The following is a 16,119-nucleotide window of genomic DNA, read 5'->3' as shown; positions in this document are numbered from 1 at the left end:
CGGATTTAATTATTTTTTATATACTGCGTTTCTTATTCATTTATGTTTTTTCAATAATTCTCTAAGTATACAAGTGTGAAATTTTATATATAATTTCATTTTCTTGTGAATTGAGATTTATTTCTAAGTTATCGCAATAATTTTTTAGTACGGTAACTCTTTTCTTATCTGGAAAAAAACTTTACTCTGCTTTTACTTTTTTCATTTCTTCAATCATAACTGGAAGAATCTCTGTTACATTTCCAACAATACTTACATTAGCAATTTCAAAAATTGGAGCTTCCTCATCTTTATTAATTGCCACAATATAACCAGAACCTGTCATTCCAGATGTATGTTGTGTTGCTCCAGAAATACCACATGCAATATAAAGTTTTGGTGCTACAATCTTTCCTGATTGTCCAACTTGATGTGCACGAGAAATCCATCCATCCTCAATAGCTGGTCTTGTTGCACCAACTACACCACCAAGCACACTAGCTAATTCTTCAACAAGTTTGAAATTTTCTGCATTTCCCATTCCACGTCCACCAGAAACAATAACCTCAGCCTCTTCTAAATTAACTGATTCAGAAATTTCTTTTACTGTATCAATAATTTTTGCCTTAATGGCATCAGCTGAAATTTCTATCTTCTTTTCTGTAACTCCTGCATTTGAAGCAGCTTCTGGTTTTGGAAAACTTCCATTTCTAACTGTAACTACAGCTGTACCATCTACTTCAATATGTTCTAAAATTGTTCCACCATAAGCTGGTCTAGTATATATAACTTTGTCATCAGTTTTATTCATTCCTATTACATCACTTACGCATCCTAAACTCATACGTCCCGCAATACGTGGTGCAATGTCTTTAGCTGCTGTTGTGTTTGCTAATAAAATAATATCTGGGTTTTGTTCTTTAACAGTTTCTGATAATACTTCTGTTAATGTATCACAATCTGTAGCAGCATCTATAAAAATAACTGGAATCCCTAAATCTGCCACTGTATCTGAAGCTGCCCTGCTGCCTACTATAAGAGCTGCTGCTTCCGCATCTAATGCCTTTACTGCACTAATAAGTTCGAGACTTCCACCTAGTACTTTTTCTCCATCTGTTTCAATAAACAATAATGCTTTCATACTTTCTTTTCCTCCTTAATTAGATTGCTTTATCTTTTTTCATTTGCTCTATAACAGCACTTACTGCAATTGCAGCATCTTTCTCTTGAATTTTGATACCAGCCTCTTTCTTAGGAGGTGCAACATATTGAATGCAATGTACTTTTGCTTGTTTTACCTCTCCAATTTCTGCTGCTGAATAAGTTGGAATTACCGCTTTACGGCTTGCCATCTTAGTTTTAATAGTAGGATAACGTGGATCATAATCTGGTTTACTTACTGTGATTACAGCTGGAGATTCTAAAGAAACTAAATTATATCCTTCTTCAGTTTCTTGATGAACTTCCATTCCATTATCTTTCAAAGCTATTTCAATTGCACTGCTAATAAAACCTGTTTTTAATTTTTCAGCAAGCATAGCTCCTACTTGACCAGTAATTTCATCTGTAGATTCCTTTCCACAAAGAATTAAATCAAATTTTTCACCCTTGTCTTTTTCAATCTTATGAATAGCATCTGCCAAGACTTCAGCTGTTCCCATAGCATCTAAATCTGCATATAAATCATCTTTTACAAAAAATGCTTCTTTAGCTCCTACAGCAAGACAATTTTTTAATGTGTTTAAAGAATCATCAGCTCCAACAGTTAATACACTAACCATTCCACCATTAGCCTCAACAAAACGAACTGCTAGCTCTAATGCATACGTATCAAATGCATTTGCTACCAAGCTTACTCCATTTAGATTAGGTTTTTTCTTCTCATTATCCAAATGAATTTCAATGGAATCATCCGGAACCTGCTTCACACATAACAGAATATTCATACTTTCCCTCTCCTTTATCCCTTTATATTTGTTAAAGTGTTTTTTTATAAAAGCATTGTGTGTTTGAATAGTTAGAAACATCATTTCATAACTATTTTTCTATTTACATTCTACACACAGCATTATAAATTGGTCATACCAATTCATAAATAAATTTTACCACATGAAAACGAATACTTCAATGATTTATTTAAAAATAATTTCATAATATTTCCCTAAAATTATAAAATTATTCTTTTAAATATTGTAAAAGCCCTAAATTCAGACCTTCCCTGATCCTATAATGTAAATAAAGTAAAAATAATATACAAAAAAACACGCAGCAATTTTATTCTGCGCGTAAATATTCTCTTCATTTAATACAAATTTATTTTCTCGATCCTTTTATAAGCTTAAAATTTATTATTGCTGTTTTGAAAACTCCCGCGAAGCCTTCCTAAATTCTGTTGGTGTTATGTCTTTCTTAGCAGTAAATTGTTTTATAAAATATGTATCATACTCAAATCCAGTAGCATTTGCAATTTCATTTAAACTCATATCTGTATGAGTCAAAAGATCTTCTGCTACTTTTAAGCGATATGAAAGCAAGTACCCCATGGCTGTACATCCATATAAATCATGAAACATTCTATTTAATGACACTCGATTCAAATGAGCATATCTTGTTAAATCTTCTAAAGTTATTTTATCAGAATAGTTTATGTATATATATTCTAAAGCTAAGTTGACAGGCAATTTTTCACTATGATGGTTTAACTCTTCAAGTAAACCAAGGATTTGTATTAAATACTTTTTTATTCTGCACACCCAAAGAGAATCACTCTGTGCATATACCTCAGTTCCAATAATAAAAAACCACTCATATAATTTGGGATAGGCTTTCTCAATTGCAGTATATACCCCGGTATTAATATTGTCTTTTTTAAAAAGTGAAAGACCTCTTTTTATTTTTAGATTAGTTGACAGATAACCATTAGTTTCTGAAAAATGAGCTGTATTAAAAAATTCAGGATGAAAACAAAATGATTGAGAAGCTACATTACACTTTTCAAGAACTTGTATTTTATCCTCCATCGATAAACAAAGGATACTTGGAGCTGCAATTTTTATAGAACTATCATTCAATTGTAAATGCATGCTTCCACTCGTAATAAAAGTTATAGTTAACCGCTCCCTATAAGGAAGATTTATAAAATTTTCATCTGCAATAAATTCAATATATACTGTTCTATTCTTGTGACGATCCTCTTGTGGCATAAACATTCCTCCATTGGGCACATTAAAATAAATAATTAATTCAAACTGACATTGATATTTTTCATTAATTAAGGGCAAATAGTTTTATTATCTCTTTAACTATACTTTTACAAATAGTATAGTTAAAAGCTTCATTTATCACATTGTATCATATTTTCTAAATGATAAACTATTATTAAAGAACTAAATAACATTTTCTAAATAATACGTATTATTAATCACTGAAGAAAAGCTATGATTAACTAATTTCACCATAGCTTAATGAAAGGAGAATTATTATGTCTATTGAAAAATTCCATATCCAAGCATCTGATGAGGTACTTAATGATTTAAAATACAGGCTCGCGCATGTACGCTGGCCTGATCAAATAGAAGGCTCAGATTGGGAGCGGGGTACTGACATAAATTATTTAAAATCACTTGTTTCATATTGGAAGGATGAATTTGACTGGCGTGCACAAGAAAAAGAATTAAATCGTTTTTCTCATTTTCGCTGTAATGTGGATGGAATAGATATTCACTTCATACACGAAAAAGGTAAAGGGCCTAATCCAACACCAATTATACTTACTCATGGATGGCCTGATAGTTTCATACGTTATCAAAAGATTATCCCCCTTCTTACTGATCCTGCAAGTTATGGCGGTGATCCTAAAGACTCTTTTGATGTAATCGTCCCTTCACTACCTGGCTTTGGTTTTTCTAGTGCTTCAAAACATAGTGGCATGAACAATTATAGTGTTTCTGAGCTTTGGGTTAAACTAATGACAGAAAAGCTTGGATATAGTAAATTTGCTGCTGCAGGCGGAGATATGGGTTCAGGGGTTACAAGATACTTGGCATTAAACCATCCAGAACTTCTAATAGGAATCCATCTAACAGATATCGGTATTATTAGAAATCTTACGGCTTCTCAGAATGGACCAGAACTTTCAGAGGAAGAATTACAATATGAGAAAAATGCCTCTGATTGGATTTCAAATGAGGGAGGTTATATGTCTATTCAATCTACAAAACCTCAAACCATCGCCTACGGACTTTCTGACTCGCCTGTAGGTTTGGCTGCATGGATTATAGAAAAATTCCGTGGCTGGAGTGATTGTAATGGTGATTTAAATAAAAGCTTTAGTAAAGATGAACTTCTCACTAATATAATGATCTACTGGATCACAAATACTATACGCTCATCAGCAAATGCATATTATGAAAATGTACATTCATTACCACCAATGGGACACATAGATGTACCAACAGGTATAGCGCTTTTCCCAGCTGATGTATTGCTGCCACCAAAAAAATGGGCTATGAACCATTTAAATGTCACTCGATGGACTACAATGCCTAGGGGTGGACATTTTACTGCTATGGAAGATCCTGAACCTCTCGCTGAAGAAATTCGCGCATTCTTTAAAGTTTATAGGTAAAAAAGTGGTTACGCAATGCTCCTTCAGAGTAATATTCTAAGATATAAATTAAAGCCATAGAGATTTGCTTTTCTCTATGTCTTTAATTTTATAAAGTATTCATATATTAGGATTTTTAAGTCCTCTTATTAGAAGCTTTACAACAGATTGTATGTTTTGTTTTCGATCAGGATCTTCAAATGAGCTTGGATATATAAAAACACTTGTTGCAAGATATACTGCTCTTGCCTCTTGATCAGGAGATTCTGTAAAAAATATACCTTCTGTAATTCCTTGTACTATAATCTTTTCAATACAGTTAATTCCCTCTTCTTTGCTCTTCTCTATCACTTCCATTGAGCTTTGTGCTAATTTTATGTAATTTGCAAACATTTCCGGATCATTGATAGAACTGTGATGTTTAGCCTCAACAAAGCTTTCTAGTAAATTACTAAGTTTAACATCTGCAGGACTATCTTCTTTTAATATGTCATTTGACGGAGCATGCAAATGCGTAAGCCAACGCTCAGTAACAGCATTCCATAGGGCTGTTTTTCCATTATAATATCTATAAATAGCAGCGTGGCTTACTTTCAATAATTTTGCTACATCAGTGATATTCGCTTTATCTGGTCCGAAACGGCGAATGACTTCTTCTGTTGCATCAAGAATTATTTCTTTATCTAAGGAGATCTTATCCAAATTTATCACCGCTTTCTTATTTTATTTTTAATTATATCATTTTTAACTTTATGTTTCAAATTACATTGAATGTAACTGATTTTTAATTCAAGATCTATTGATATTTCATTGGTTTTAATAGTTCTATTTAAGTCAGTATGTTTATTATATATACTTGTGACAGTGTTTAGTATCACTTTAAATCTCTAATTCCTCTTAAATGAAAATTCATTTCATCATAAGTTACATATAAAATAACTTGTAACTTAAAATATATAATGATATAATCACATTATAAGTTACGTCTTGTATAATCTGTAACTTATAATATTATAAATATAACTTGAAAGGTGGAATTTAATATGCGTATTTTTGTTACAGGCGCTACAGGATTTATAGGCTCTAAAATCGTTGAAGAACTACTTGGTGCAGGACATGAGGTAATAGGTCTTGCTAGGTCAGATTCATCAGCTGCGTCGCTTACTGCTGCTGGAGCTACAGCTCATCGTGGATCTTTGGAGGATCTAGAAAGCCTTCGCAGTGGAGCGTCTTCAGCAGACGGCGTAATTCATGCAGCTTTTGATCATGACAATTTTATTACAAATTTTGCTGCTTGCTGTGAAACTGATCGCCGTGCTATAGATGCACTCGGCAGTGCACTTGCAGGATCCAATAAACCATTAGTGGTGACATTTGGAACTGCCGGCATCAAGCCTGGCTTCTTACTAACAGAAGATGATAAGGCTAGTTCAAGCTTAACTGCAGGTCCTCGAACTGCTTCAGAAACATTGACACTTTCACTGGCATCTAAAGGTGTACGTGCTTCAGTAGTTCGGCCTGCTCCGATAGTATATGGTGATGGTGAACGATATGGCTTAGTTACTATGCTTATTGAGATAGCTCGCAGCAAAGGCTTTTCAGCTTATGTAGGCGATGGTTCCAATCGCTGGCCAGCTGTTCACAGACTTGATGCTGCTAAGCTTTACAGACTAGCACTAGAACAAGCACCAGCTGGGTCAATATTTCATGCAGTAGCAAATGAGGGAATACCTTTTAAAGAAATCGCGGAAGCTATCGGCCGTCGCCTTAACCTGCCAGTTAAATCTATCTCCTCAGAGGAATCAGTTAATCATTTGGGAGGACCTCTAGGTCAGCTTATTGCTGCAGATATTCCTGCATCCAACGCTTTAACCCAAGAAAGACTTGGATGGCAGCCTACGCATTTTGAACTAATTCAGAATATTGCCATGGAGTAGACATTTACAATAAGAGCTTTTTTATTTCAGAAAATAGCAAATTATTAAAAGAATATATGCAAAAAATGGACTGCAATATTAGCAGTCCATTTTTGTAAAAACTCCACTTATTTTTTCAATTGGGTACTCTAAATTTCAGCCTCAGTAATATTCTTCTTTGAACATTCTTTTGTAATATTTTTGTCATTTATTATTGAGGCTTTAATACAATATGCTCTTCTTTATCTTCCCATTTAATAGTGAAACTTACTTCTTCATTTTCCCTTGGTATTGGGCCAGTACCGCCTCCGCTTCCCAAATCAGCATGTCCATCTTCATTAAGCATTATACCTGTGGATTTACCACTTTCGCTACCAGCTTTATATTCAAACGTAATAGGACCCACGGCATTTATATCAGGCATTTTATACTTGATTTCTGGGAATGTCCAACTGTAACTATCATAATGAATCGCCTTTTCATCTTGAAGCCAATATTCGTAGTATTTAAAAGTAAAAGTTCCCTCCCAGTTTGCACTTTCTCCTTTATAAACTTTCTCTTTACCATCATTTAATTGCTTAAACACTGTAGAAGAAATTGAACTTATCAGTTTATTAATAGGTGCATACTCCTCCTCGGTTTTTGGTAATTCATAAGGAATATAAACAATAAGTGCATTCTTAGCTTTAAAAGGAATTTGTTCTATAGAAAATGGATTGTTAAACTTATCAGTTTGTCTTAGTATTTCATCTCGTTCTAAAAAAGACTTGAAAATATATATTAGAAGTGTATCCTTCCTATCTCCTATATTAAAAATAGCAGGTTTTATTTCATTTAAAGCAAAATCCTCTGGCGACTTTAACTTATCTTCTTTGAGAATTAGACCTCCTTTATCAAATGTACTAATTATTGTATTTAATGATAAATAATTATCAGTAGAAGCTCTATTTGATTTATATTTTAATACTCCTATAGTTCCAAATATAATTATTATTATAGTAACTAAAACTCCTATTTTTAATCTCTTCGTCCTCTTTTTTAAAGTGTCAGCATTTTGTAAATCTTCTATGCATTTACTCACCTAACTCTCCTCCTAAAAATAAGCCTTCATAACTATTTAAATACATCTACAAATTTAATCCAATAAAAAATAACACAATCCCTAAAATTTATAATCCATAACAAATCTTACTATTACGTCCTTTTATCATCATACATATTTACTTTCATAATATTAGAAAACTTTGCTATCATAAATTAATTATAGCATATTTTGTAAAAAAATATGCTAATTAATATTATATATTCCAATTAACTTATTAATCTCCTTATAATATCCTCAAAAGAATTTTTCTGCTTAGTAATTCTAATGGACTTAATTTCTTCTATGTCTTTATAAAATTTAAACATTAAACCTGCAGTGGTAGCCTCAGCCATTGTTAGTATCCTAGAAGTAATCAGACGAAACCTTACATTCCTATTTTTCACATGAGAATGCTTTCTATATATATTTATAGCTCTTTTGCTATTAGAAATAATATATTGATTTAGAGAATTAAAATATATTCCTCCTTCTTTTATTTTGAATTCATCATAATGTATATGCATTCTAATTACCCAATTCTCATAACTTCTGTGATTATCTAATAAATTAACGTTAGCATGCTGTGGAACTGTTAAGTCTTGAATTAAATGACAAGCTGCCCCTAAATAGAACATCGAACTTCTAATATCACCATGAAAATAATCATCAAGAGCTTTTGCGTAGTATGATATGCATTCCTTTTTTGCATTGCTGCTTCCATATAGTCCTTTGTCCTTATGTGGATTATAAAAATGATTATTGCTTTTTAGATCTTGATCAGCCCAAACTACTCCTGCATTTATATCATCTATATATAAGTTCATAATTTTATGTGCTTCTATATGTCCATCATTTTTTAATATTATTACGGCCTGAACATTTATGAATTTATGAACTTTACACTCAGTCTTTATTATTTTTTTCTTTATAGGATTTACAGCTTTTAATATGCCTTTAAATACATATGAATAAGATTTTTCTAGAGTATCCATAATCACCATTCCTATTAATATACTTATGCTAAAGTTATTATAAACATAAATCTGACTATTATCCGTAAAGAATCTAATCTTTTAATATAAATAATTTTATTATATTGTATTTTTAAACATCCTATTGGGCAAAATATATATATATATATGGATTCAAAAGAATAATTCATGGAGGTATAGTTATGTTCGATAAATATAAAGATTCTAACAAAAATATCAAAATTAATGATATGAATGCTGTTACAGATAGTCATCTAGATTCTATAATCGCTTATGGTCCCTATAATTTAGGAATAGTTGATATTGAAAAGAGACCTTCATTAAAAAGTACTTCAATAAAAGACTTAACTAAATAAAAAAGCCAATCTTATGCATTAACGTCATAAGATTGGCTTTTATACTTAACTCTTAATTACTTTTATCTATATCTAATATTGTTTGTAATAATACATTTGCACCCTTCCAGCAGTTTTCAACAGGTGTAAATTCCTTTTCACAATGACTGTGTCCATCTTTACTTGGAACAAAAATCATTGTAGTTGGAATGACATCTGTAATGAATTGTGCATCATGGCCTGGACCACTATACATTCTCATTGAGGAGTATCCATATTCCTTGGCGTTCTTTTCAACATAATCTATAAATTCAGGATAATAATGAACTGTCTTACGTGACCATGCTTCCTCATAGCTTGCTGTACATTTCTCAACTACCTTAGGAATAGCTTTAATAATGCTAAGAACCTGCTTAATCACTTCTGGATCTTGATGCCTAGCATCTAAAGTGAACTTTACGATGTCAGGAATAACAGTATGAATATTTGGATGCGCTGAAATCTTTCCTGTTGTATATACTAGCTTACTGTCAAGTTTATCAAGTTCATCATGGAGATATTGAATTGTTTTTACTGCTGCATATAACGCGTCTTTTCTATATTTCATTGGTGTTGTTCCTGCATGATCAGCCTGACCTACAAATGTAAATTCGTAGTTAATCATACCGCAGACACCTTCAACAACGCCTATATCAATTTTCTCATCTTCTAAGACTGGTCCTTGCTCTATATGAAGCTCTACTAATGCCATATATTTTTCAGGAGTCATTCTATTAGAAGGTTCTCCCATATATCCACTAGCTTCTAAAGCTTCTTTAAATGTAACCCCTTCTGTATCTGTAGATGCAAGCATTACATCTTTATCAAATTTTCCTGTTATGACTCCTGATGACATCATTGCTGGTTCAAAACGAGCACCTTCTTCATTAGTCCATATAACTACTGTTATTGGATGTTTATGAGGTATTTTTTCTGTAACTATGGTTTCTGCTGCCTCTAAAGCAGTAAGAACACCTAGAATACCGTCATAATTTCCTCCTTGTTTAACTGAATCCGCGTGCGATCCCATCATAATAGCTGGTAAATCTGCTTCACCTTTAATTGTTGCATAAATGTTAGCCATATCATCTGTCTTTATTTCCATTCCAAGGGCTTTACACCTTTTGCAAAATTCTTCTCTAGCTTCTAAAGCTGCTGGAGATAAAGATAATCTTGTTATACCTCCATTTCCTGTATCACCAAACTTGCTAAAAGTTTTAATTTTATCGTCCATTCTTTCAATATTACATGTAATCATATCAATATCCTCCCTTTAAATCCGTTTAATCTATTTAAAAAACTTTATTTTTTTATTACTCTTTTGGCTGGTGAGATTGCATTAACTGGACAGGCAGTAGAACATAACTGACATCCAACACACTTATTTGCTATAAGCATAGGTTTGTTTGTCTTTTCATCCATTTTTATAGCCTGATGCCCTCCATCAAAACATGATAAATAACATCTTCCACAACCTAAGCACTTTTCTCTATCAAATTTTGGATAGCATATACCGTCTCTTTCAAGCTCATCTGCTGGAACAATATTAGGTAAGGCTTTCCCAATTATTTCACCTACACTTTTATAACCTTGTGAACTTAAATATAATTTCATTCCACCTATCAAATCATCAATAATCCTATAACCATATTGCATAACTGAAGTAGTTATTTGTAGATTTTCACAGCCTAAAGCCAAAAACTCAGCTGCATCTACCCACGTTTCAATACCACCCATTCCGCTTATAGGTGCATCTTTTAAATCCTCACAGACCTTCATATTATGAATAAACCTTAATGCTATTGGTTTTACTGCCTTTCCAGAATACCCTCCAACGCTTGACTTTCCTTCTACATTTGGCGCAGATTCAAAGCTCTCCAGATCTATATTCATAATACTCTTAATTGTATTAATAGCAGCAATTCCTGTAGCTCCTGCTTTCATTGCAGCCATTGCTGGTATTTCCATGTTGCCAATATTAGGTGTCATCTTTGCAAGTATTGGCAAATGAGTTCCTTTTCTAGTTGCCTTAGTATACAAAGCAACTAATTCTGGATTTTGTCCAACGTCAGAGCCTAAACCTTCACCTGTCATATGCGGACACGAAAAATTACATTCTATGATATCAGCTCCTGCTTCTGTCATAAGCCTTGCAAGCTTAGTCCACTCTTCCTCATTCTGTCCCATAATTGATGCAACAATGACTTTAGTTGGATAATCTTTCTTTAACTGTTTTAAAAACTGAATATTTTCTTCTAATGTATGATCTGAAATCTGTTCTATATTTTTAAAACCTATAAAAGGTAAATTTTCCTTAGTTAAAGCTGCGAACCTTGGAGAAACTTCTTTTGGTACAAACATACCGATAGTTTTAAAAGCTACTCCCGCCCATCCCATATCAAAAGCCTTAGCCACCATCTCATAATTGCTTCCAACTACTGATGAAGAAAGGAAAAATGGGTTTTCAGTATGAACACCGCAAAAATCTATAGATAAATCAACATCTTCCTCTTTTACTTTAGGTTCAGCTGCAATTGCTTTCATAATTTTATCGATTGGTACTGGTTCATTAATTTTTCCTTTTAAACATGCTTCTTTGCATGGTTTTCCTTTGCAAGTCTCACAAGGAAGCGGATGTGGCAGTTTATTCACTGCCCCAGCCTTGTTTTCAAATCTTAAAGAACGAATAATGTTATCCGCCTCAAGCATGTGGGGACAAGCTTTACTACAAGGTGCTTCATTACATAAAAGGCACCCTGACACATATTCATTAATAGAAATATCCTTATTAAATAAACTACTCATTTCCATTCCTCCTAATTATCTGCCTGTTTAAGCATTATCAAAGAAATAACAAGTAAGTAACCTTGCCTATTTTCTTTCGTCTGCCTTACTATTTACGTCCTACTCTCTTTACAAATTGTCCAAACCCTGGCTTTCCAACAAAGTTTCCATCATCATATACTAAATTTCCACGTACAAAGGTCTTTACTGGATATCCGTGAAGTTTCTTTCCTTCCCAAATAGTGTGATCATAATCTGAATGCATGTTATCTACTGAAATTGTGAAATCTTTATTTGGATCATAAATTACAATATCTGCATCCTTTCCAACTGCTAAAGATCCTTTATCTGAGCATCCAAATATTTTAGCTGGATTAAACGAACATAATTCAACTGCACGATTAAAAGTTATTTTCCCTTCATTTGCTGCTGAAAGCATATAAGGATATAAGTTTTCTACCCCCGCACAACCATTAGGAATCTTTGTAAAATCATCTTTTCCCCAGTCTTTTTCATAGCTTTGGAATGGACAGTGATCTGTAGCTACAGTATCTATAGCACCTGATTCAATTGCCTTCCAAAGTGCATCCTGGCTCTCCTGACCTTTCATTGGTGGTGAGCATACAAAGTTTCTTCCATCTTCTCTCTTATATACATCACAGGTAAATTCCAAATACTGTGGACATGTTTCTATATAAATCTCATGACCATCATTTTTTGCAGCTATAGCTGCTTCCAAGCCTTCTTTGTCTGCCATATGAACTATATATAATGGTGCTTCCACCGATTTAGCCCAGTGAATTGCCCTCTTGTCAGCTTCTGCTTCTACAAATTCTGGTCTGCTTAAATAGTGATACCAGGCTGAAGTCTTGCCCTCTTTTAAGAATTTTTCAATATTCAAGTCAATTACATCTGGATTCTCTGCATGAATATTAGTAATAGCACCTGTTTCTTTTGCTTTTAATAATATTTTGACCAAAGTTCCATCGTCTACCATCATGCCTTCCTTCTTATATACTAAGAAGCATTTAAAGCTTGTAATTCCATAATTAACAGCAGCTTCAAATTCATCTAAAATAGCGCCGCCATTTAAGTCTGTTATACAGCAGTGAAATGCATAGTCTACGCAGGCTTCAGCATCACAGATATCTTTTCTTGACTCAATGGTTTCAATTATCCCACTTCCTTTTCTTTGCATTGGATAATCAAAAACTGTTGTAACACCACCACAAGCTGCTGCTCTTGTTCCTGCAAGATAATTATCTGCTGAAACTGTTCCTCCAAATGGCATTGCTAAATGTGTATGAGCATCAATGGCACCTGGTAATACTAACTTTCCCCTTGCATCTACTACCGTAGCACCTTCTTCAGAAAAACCAGTTCCAATTGCTATTATTTTCCCATTCTTTACACCTATATCAGCTATATAAGACTCTGATGGTGTTACAATAGTCCCATTTTTAATAATTAAATCCATAAAAATTCTCCTCCCAACCTTTTTTAGTTATAAGTGACGAGTTATGAGTGATAAGTTAAGGAAGAAAAGCCTTAAGTTTTTCAAAATTATATTTCTATAATCTTTAAAATTTAAATTAAAAATTTTTAAACCTGACTTAAAACTTCTATCCTTAACTTAATAACTTGTCACTAATAATTCATAACTTATAATTTATAATTCATAACTATTTTTCAGCTTCATCCAAATATTTTGATGTAAATGTAGTATCATCAACTACTGGATCTTTAGCTAGATCTTTATTGTATTTCTTTAAGAAATCTCCTGTCTGTTTAATCGCGTTCATATCGATTTGTCCGATCTTTGAAGTATCAAATCCTTCTGGAGCTACAAGTTTTGCAACTTCTTTTGCCATGTATACTTGGTGATCTAAAGATACTGATTTATCAACATCGTAAACTGTCTTTCCTGCTGCTTCTGGATCTTTAACTGCATCCTGCCAACCTTTGATTGAAGCTTTTAAGAACTTAACTAATAAATCTTTGTTTTTAGATGCCCAATCAGAATTTACAAATAGACAGTCTTCCATCATTGCAACGCCTTCATCATTCATGTCTATTATGTTTAAGTCGTCTTTGCTTGTTCCACCTTCAAGTACTAAACCTAGTTCGTTATATGTCATTGCTGAAGCTGCATCTACAGAGCCTTCTTTTAACTGATCCATTGTAAAGTCTTGTTGCACAAGCTTTAAATCTTTATCTTTGTCTAGATTATATTTTGCAAGTAATGCAAGAAGTTCATATTCATTTCCACCAAACCAGTTAGCAACTTTTTTACCTGCTAAATCTTTTGGTGAAGTAATTCCTTTTTCTTTCTTAGATACTAGTAACATACCTGACTTTTGGAAGGTTTGAGCAACCTCTTGTAAATTATAGCCTTGAGCTTGATATGTCATTAAACTTGATACCCAGCTAACTCCAATATCTGCTACGCCGTTATATACGTTTTGTTCTGGAATAATGTCACTTCCACCTGGAAGAATTTGAAGATCAATTCCTTCATCTTTATAGTAACCTTTTGCTGCTGCAACATAGTATCCCATAAATTGTGATTGTGGAAGCCATTTTAATTGAAGTGTTACTTTTTGAAGTCCTCCGTCACTTGTCTTTGCCGTGTCACCTGAATTTGACGAGCCTGATGAGGATGAATTAGATCCACATCCTATAAGCATTGCAGTCATCATCATTATCATTGTAAATAAAGCTAATAATCTTTTTTTCATAATTAAATTCCTCCCTATTAAATAAAATTTTTATCTTTGTGAAGCATGCCATTTTATAGCTCTGCGTTCTACCAGTATAATTATTGAGTATAGAACAATACCAATTACAGCTGCCATAACTATGTAAGACCACCCCATTGCCATCATTCCTTTTCTTAAATTATCTTTTACTCCAAAGCCAATACCTGAAGTTGAGGAAGCAAAATATTCACTTATCATAGCTGCCATTATTGCTGCCGCAACATTAATTTTCAATGCTGTAAATATACTTGGAAGACAATTAGGCAGACGAAGTTTAAAAAATATAATTTTATTGGATGCTGCATAAGATTCTAACAGATCCTTTGAAAATGGTTTTAAGTCATTTAAACCACGATAGGCATTAATTGCCATTGCAGCCATGCATACAACTGTTACGACTCCAACCTTTTGTGCAAATCCACTGGTAAACCAGCGATTCATTATAGGCGATAATGCAACAATTGGAATTGCATTAAAGGCTGATATTACTGTAAGTCCTGTATAACCCCACTTTGGAAACTGAGTAGCTATAAGAGCAACAATAAAACCAATTATGCAGCCTAAAGCCATTCCCACTAATGCTCCTGATACTGTAACCGAAGTATCATATATCGCTTTAGAAAAATTACTCTGCAGCGTTTTTACTATCTGTGAAGGTATTGGTAGTTGAAAAGGCTTAAAACCCAAGGCACTATGGATAAAACCTAATTCCCAAATAGCTATTATTAAAATTCCAAAGCCTAATGGCCATAGAACATTTTTAATTTTTTCTCCCATATATTGATCCCCTTTCTTTAAGAAGTATTCCAAAACTAATAATTTCTAATACAATTATCTCTTTACGCGTTTTATGTAATTTGTTTTCTCCAAGGCATACAAATTTTTTCAGCTAAGATAACAATGAAATAACTAATAATACCCATAAGAGCACTTGTCACCACTGAAGCCCAAAATACATCTTTTGTTCCTGAATATAAAGAATAAAGAAGCTTTACTCCAATTCCTCCGCTTGAGCCAAGCATATCTATTAAAATAGAAGCTGTAATTGACATTGGTGCTGCTATTTTTAAGCCTGCAAATAAATATGGAAGAGAATATGGAATCATAAGTTTGTAATAAATGCTCTTTTTCTTTGCTGCGTAAGAATATAGTAATTCTTTCTTTTCGCTATCAACACTGTTTAATCCACTTAACATATTTATGGATACTGGAAAAAACGTGATGTAGGCTGCAATTATTATTCTTGATGCATCCATATCTTTTACAAGAGTGAAGATAATAGGCGCCAGCCCTAAAACAGGTACCATTTGCGATACAATAAGGTATGGCAAAGATATTTTTTCAACAACCCTTGATAAACTCATAATTATTGCTAACACAACCCCTATGGCTGTTCCAAGAGCAAAACCCATGACTGCTCTTGAAAAAGTCAATCCAGCTGCTCCCACAAGTTCTGTAAAATTTTGAGTAATTGATATTACAACCTCATGAGGATATGGCAATTTTGATGCTGCCATAGGATCTTTAGCTATTTTGTCTAGAAAGAAAGCAATTAATTCCCAAACTAGAATAATTCCAATAGTCCAGACTAAATTAACCTTATATTTTTCTTTCTTATCTATCAT

15 protein-coding genes are annotated in these 16,119 nt (G+C 33.1%); 3 read left to right on the top strand and 12 right to left on the bottom strand.

Going from position 1 to position 16,119, the window contains the following annotated elements; genetic code table 11:
• Positions 1-181 precede the first annotated feature (181 nt).
• The 3 genes from CLOBL_RS03995 to CLOBL_RS03985 all read right to left on the bottom strand — a co-directional run bounded on the left by CLOBL_RS03995 (position 182) and on the right by CLOBL_RS03985 (position 3,182).
• Positions 182-1,120: an electron transfer flavoprotein subunit alpha/FixB family protein gene (locus CLOBL_RS03995; RefSeq protein WP_077857830.1), complete on the bottom strand. Its 939-nt coding sequence runs from the start codon at positions 1,118-1,120 to the stop codon at positions 182-184.
• 19 nt (positions 1,121-1,139) lie between these two features.
• Entirely contained in the window at positions 1,140-1,925 is a 786-nt protein-coding gene (locus CLOBL_RS03990) for an electron transfer flavoprotein subunit beta/FixA family protein (protein ID WP_077857829.1), read from the bottom strand.
• 402 nt (positions 1,926-2,327) lie between these two features.
• Complete coding sequence (locus CLOBL_RS03985; protein ID WP_077857828.1) at positions 2,328-3,182, bottom strand: AraC family transcriptional regulator; 855 nt, start codon at positions 3,180-3,182, stop codon at positions 2,328-2,330.
• Between the two features lie 278 nt (positions 3,183-3,460).
• On the opposite strand from CLOBL_RS03985, the gene CLOBL_RS03980 reads away from it, so the two are divergent.
• Positions 3,461-4,606 (top strand): epoxide hydrolase family protein, encoded by a 1,146-nt coding sequence (locus CLOBL_RS03980; protein WP_077857827.1) that lies wholly within the window; start codon positions 3,461-3,463, stop codon positions 4,604-4,606.
• Between the two features lie 99 nt (positions 4,607-4,705).
• Here CLOBL_RS03980 and CLOBL_RS03975 read toward each other — a convergent pair whose 3' ends face one another.
• Positions 4,706-5,296, bottom strand: coding sequence for a TetR/AcrR family transcriptional regulator (locus CLOBL_RS03975; protein WP_242953782.1), 591 nt, complete (start codon positions 5,294-5,296; stop codon positions 4,706-4,708).
• 332 nt (positions 5,297-5,628) lie between these two features.
• Here CLOBL_RS03975 and CLOBL_RS03970 point away from each other — a divergent pair, with 332 nt between their 5' ends.
• A complete protein-coding gene (locus CLOBL_RS03970) occupies positions 5,629-6,522 on the top strand; it encodes an SDR family oxidoreductase (protein ID WP_077857825.1) in 894 nt (297 codons plus the stop codon).
• A gap of 190 nt (positions 6,523-6,712) precedes the next feature.
• On the opposite strand, the gene CLOBL_RS03965 is transcribed toward CLOBL_RS03970, so the two are convergent.
• Both CLOBL_RS03965 and CLOBL_RS03960 read right to left on the bottom strand, forming a co-directional pair.
• Positions 6,713-7,582 carry a hypothetical protein gene (locus CLOBL_RS03965; RefSeq protein WP_077857824.1) on the bottom strand — a complete coding sequence of 290 codons (870 nt, stop codon included), beginning with the start codon at positions 7,580-7,582 and terminating at the stop codon, positions 6,713-6,715.
• A gap of 230 nt (positions 7,583-7,812) precedes the next feature.
• Entirely contained in the window at positions 7,813-8,577 is a 765-nt protein-coding gene (locus CLOBL_RS03960) for a zinc dependent phospholipase C family protein (protein ID WP_077857823.1), read from the bottom strand.
• Positions 8,578-8,759: 182 nt separating this feature from the next.
• On the opposite strand from CLOBL_RS03960, the gene CLOBL_RS27855 reads away from it, so the two are divergent.
• Positions 8,760-8,933, top strand: a complete 174-nt coding sequence (locus tag CLOBL_RS27855) for a hypothetical protein (RefSeq protein ID WP_179117678.1) — start codon at positions 8,760-8,762, stop codon at positions 8,931-8,933.
• A 52-nt stretch (positions 8,934-8,985) separates the two neighbouring features.
• Here CLOBL_RS27855 and CLOBL_RS03955 read toward each other — a convergent pair whose 3' ends face one another.
• From CLOBL_RS03955 to CLOBL_RS03930, 6 genes are all read right to left on the bottom strand, one after another.
• A complete protein-coding gene (locus CLOBL_RS03955; protein WP_009171201.1) occupies positions 8,986-10,209 on the bottom strand; it encodes a Zn-dependent hydrolase in 1,224 nt (407 codons plus the stop codon).
• Positions 10,210-10,253: 44 nt separating this feature from the next.
• Positions 10,254-11,756: an NAD-dependent dihydropyrimidine dehydrogenase subunit PreA gene (gene preA, locus CLOBL_RS03950; protein WP_077857822.1), complete on the bottom strand. Its 1,503-nt coding sequence runs from the start codon at positions 11,754-11,756 to the stop codon at positions 10,254-10,256.
• Between the two features lie 88 nt (positions 11,757-11,844).
• Positions 11,845-13,212, bottom strand: coding sequence for a dihydropyrimidinase (hydA, locus tag CLOBL_RS03945; protein ID WP_077857821.1), 1,368 nt, complete (start codon positions 13,210-13,212; stop codon positions 11,845-11,847).
• A gap of 205 nt (positions 13,213-13,417) precedes the next feature.
• On the bottom strand, positions 13,418-14,473 hold the full coding sequence (locus tag CLOBL_RS03940) for an ABC transporter substrate-binding protein (RefSeq protein ID WP_077857820.1): 1,056 nt from the start codon (positions 14,471-14,473) through the stop codon (positions 13,418-13,420).
• 30 nt (positions 14,474-14,503) lie between these two features.
• Entirely contained in the window at positions 14,504-15,271 is a 768-nt protein-coding gene (locus CLOBL_RS03935) for an ABC transporter permease subunit (RefSeq protein WP_009171205.1), read from the bottom strand.
• A gap of 71 nt (positions 15,272-15,342) precedes the next feature.
• Positions 15,343-16,119 (bottom strand): ABC transporter permease, encoded by a 777-nt coding sequence (locus CLOBL_RS03930; RefSeq protein ID WP_009171206.1) that lies wholly within the window; start codon positions 16,117-16,119, stop codon positions 15,343-15,345.

Source organism: Clostridium sp. BL-8 (genome assembly GCF_002006495.1).
GTDB lineage: Bacteria > Bacillota > Clostridia > Clostridiales > Clostridiaceae > Clostridium.
The sequence above is the reverse complement of the archived record's forward strand: the minus strand, read 5'-3'. Positions and strand labels throughout refer to the sequence as shown.

What these genes read in the sequence shown, in the direction of transcription:
- CLOBL_RS03995 (WP_077857830.1), bottom strand. Translation starts at nt 1,120, where the DNA reads ATGAAAGCATTATTGTTTATTGAAACAGATGGAGAAAAAGTACTAGGT.
- CLOBL_RS03990 (WP_077857829.1), bottom strand. Translation starts at nt 1,925, where the DNA reads ATGAATATTCTGTTATGTGTGAAGCAGGTTCCGGATGATTCCATTGAA.
- CLOBL_RS03985 (WP_077857828.1), bottom strand. Translation starts at nt 3,182, where the DNA reads ATGCCACAAGAGGATCGTCACAAGAATAGAACAGTATATATTGAATTT.
- CLOBL_RS03980 (WP_077857827.1), top strand. Translation starts at nt 3,461, where the DNA reads ATGTCTATTGAAAAATTCCATATCCAAGCATCTGATGAGGTACTTAAT.
- CLOBL_RS03970 (WP_077857825.1), top strand. Translation starts at nt 5,629, where the DNA reads ATGCGTATTTTTGTTACAGGCGCTACAGGATTTATAGGCTCTAAAATC.
- CLOBL_RS03960 (WP_077857823.1), bottom strand. Translation starts at nt 8,577, where the DNA reads ATGGATACTCTAGAAAAATCTTATTCATATGTATTTAAAGGCATATTA.
- CLOBL_RS27855 (WP_179117678.1), top strand. Translation starts at nt 8,760, where the DNA reads ATGTTCGATAAATATAAAGATTCTAACAAAAATATCAAAATTAATGAT.
- CLOBL_RS03955 (WP_009171201.1), bottom strand. Translation starts at nt 10,209, where the DNA reads ATGATTACATGTAATATTGAAAGAATGGACGATAAAATTAAAACTTTT.
- preA (WP_077857822.1), bottom strand. Translation starts at nt 11,756, where the DNA reads ATGAGTAGTTTATTTAATAAGGATATTTCTATTAATGAATATGTGTCA.
- hydA (WP_077857821.1), bottom strand. Translation starts at nt 13,212, where the DNA reads ATGGATTTAATTATTAAAAATGGGACTATTGTAACACCATCAGAGTCT.
- CLOBL_RS03940 (WP_077857820.1), bottom strand. Translation starts at nt 14,473, where the DNA reads ATGAAAAAAAGATTATTAGCTTTATTTACAATGATAATGATGATGACT.
- CLOBL_RS03935 (WP_009171205.1), bottom strand. Translation starts at nt 15,271, where the DNA reads ATGGGAGAAAAAATTAAAAATGTTCTATGGCCATTAGGCTTTGGAATT.
- CLOBL_RS03930 (WP_009171206.1), bottom strand. Translation starts at nt 16,119, where the DNA reads ATGATAGATAAGAAAGAAAAATATAAGGTTAATTTAGTCTGGACTATT.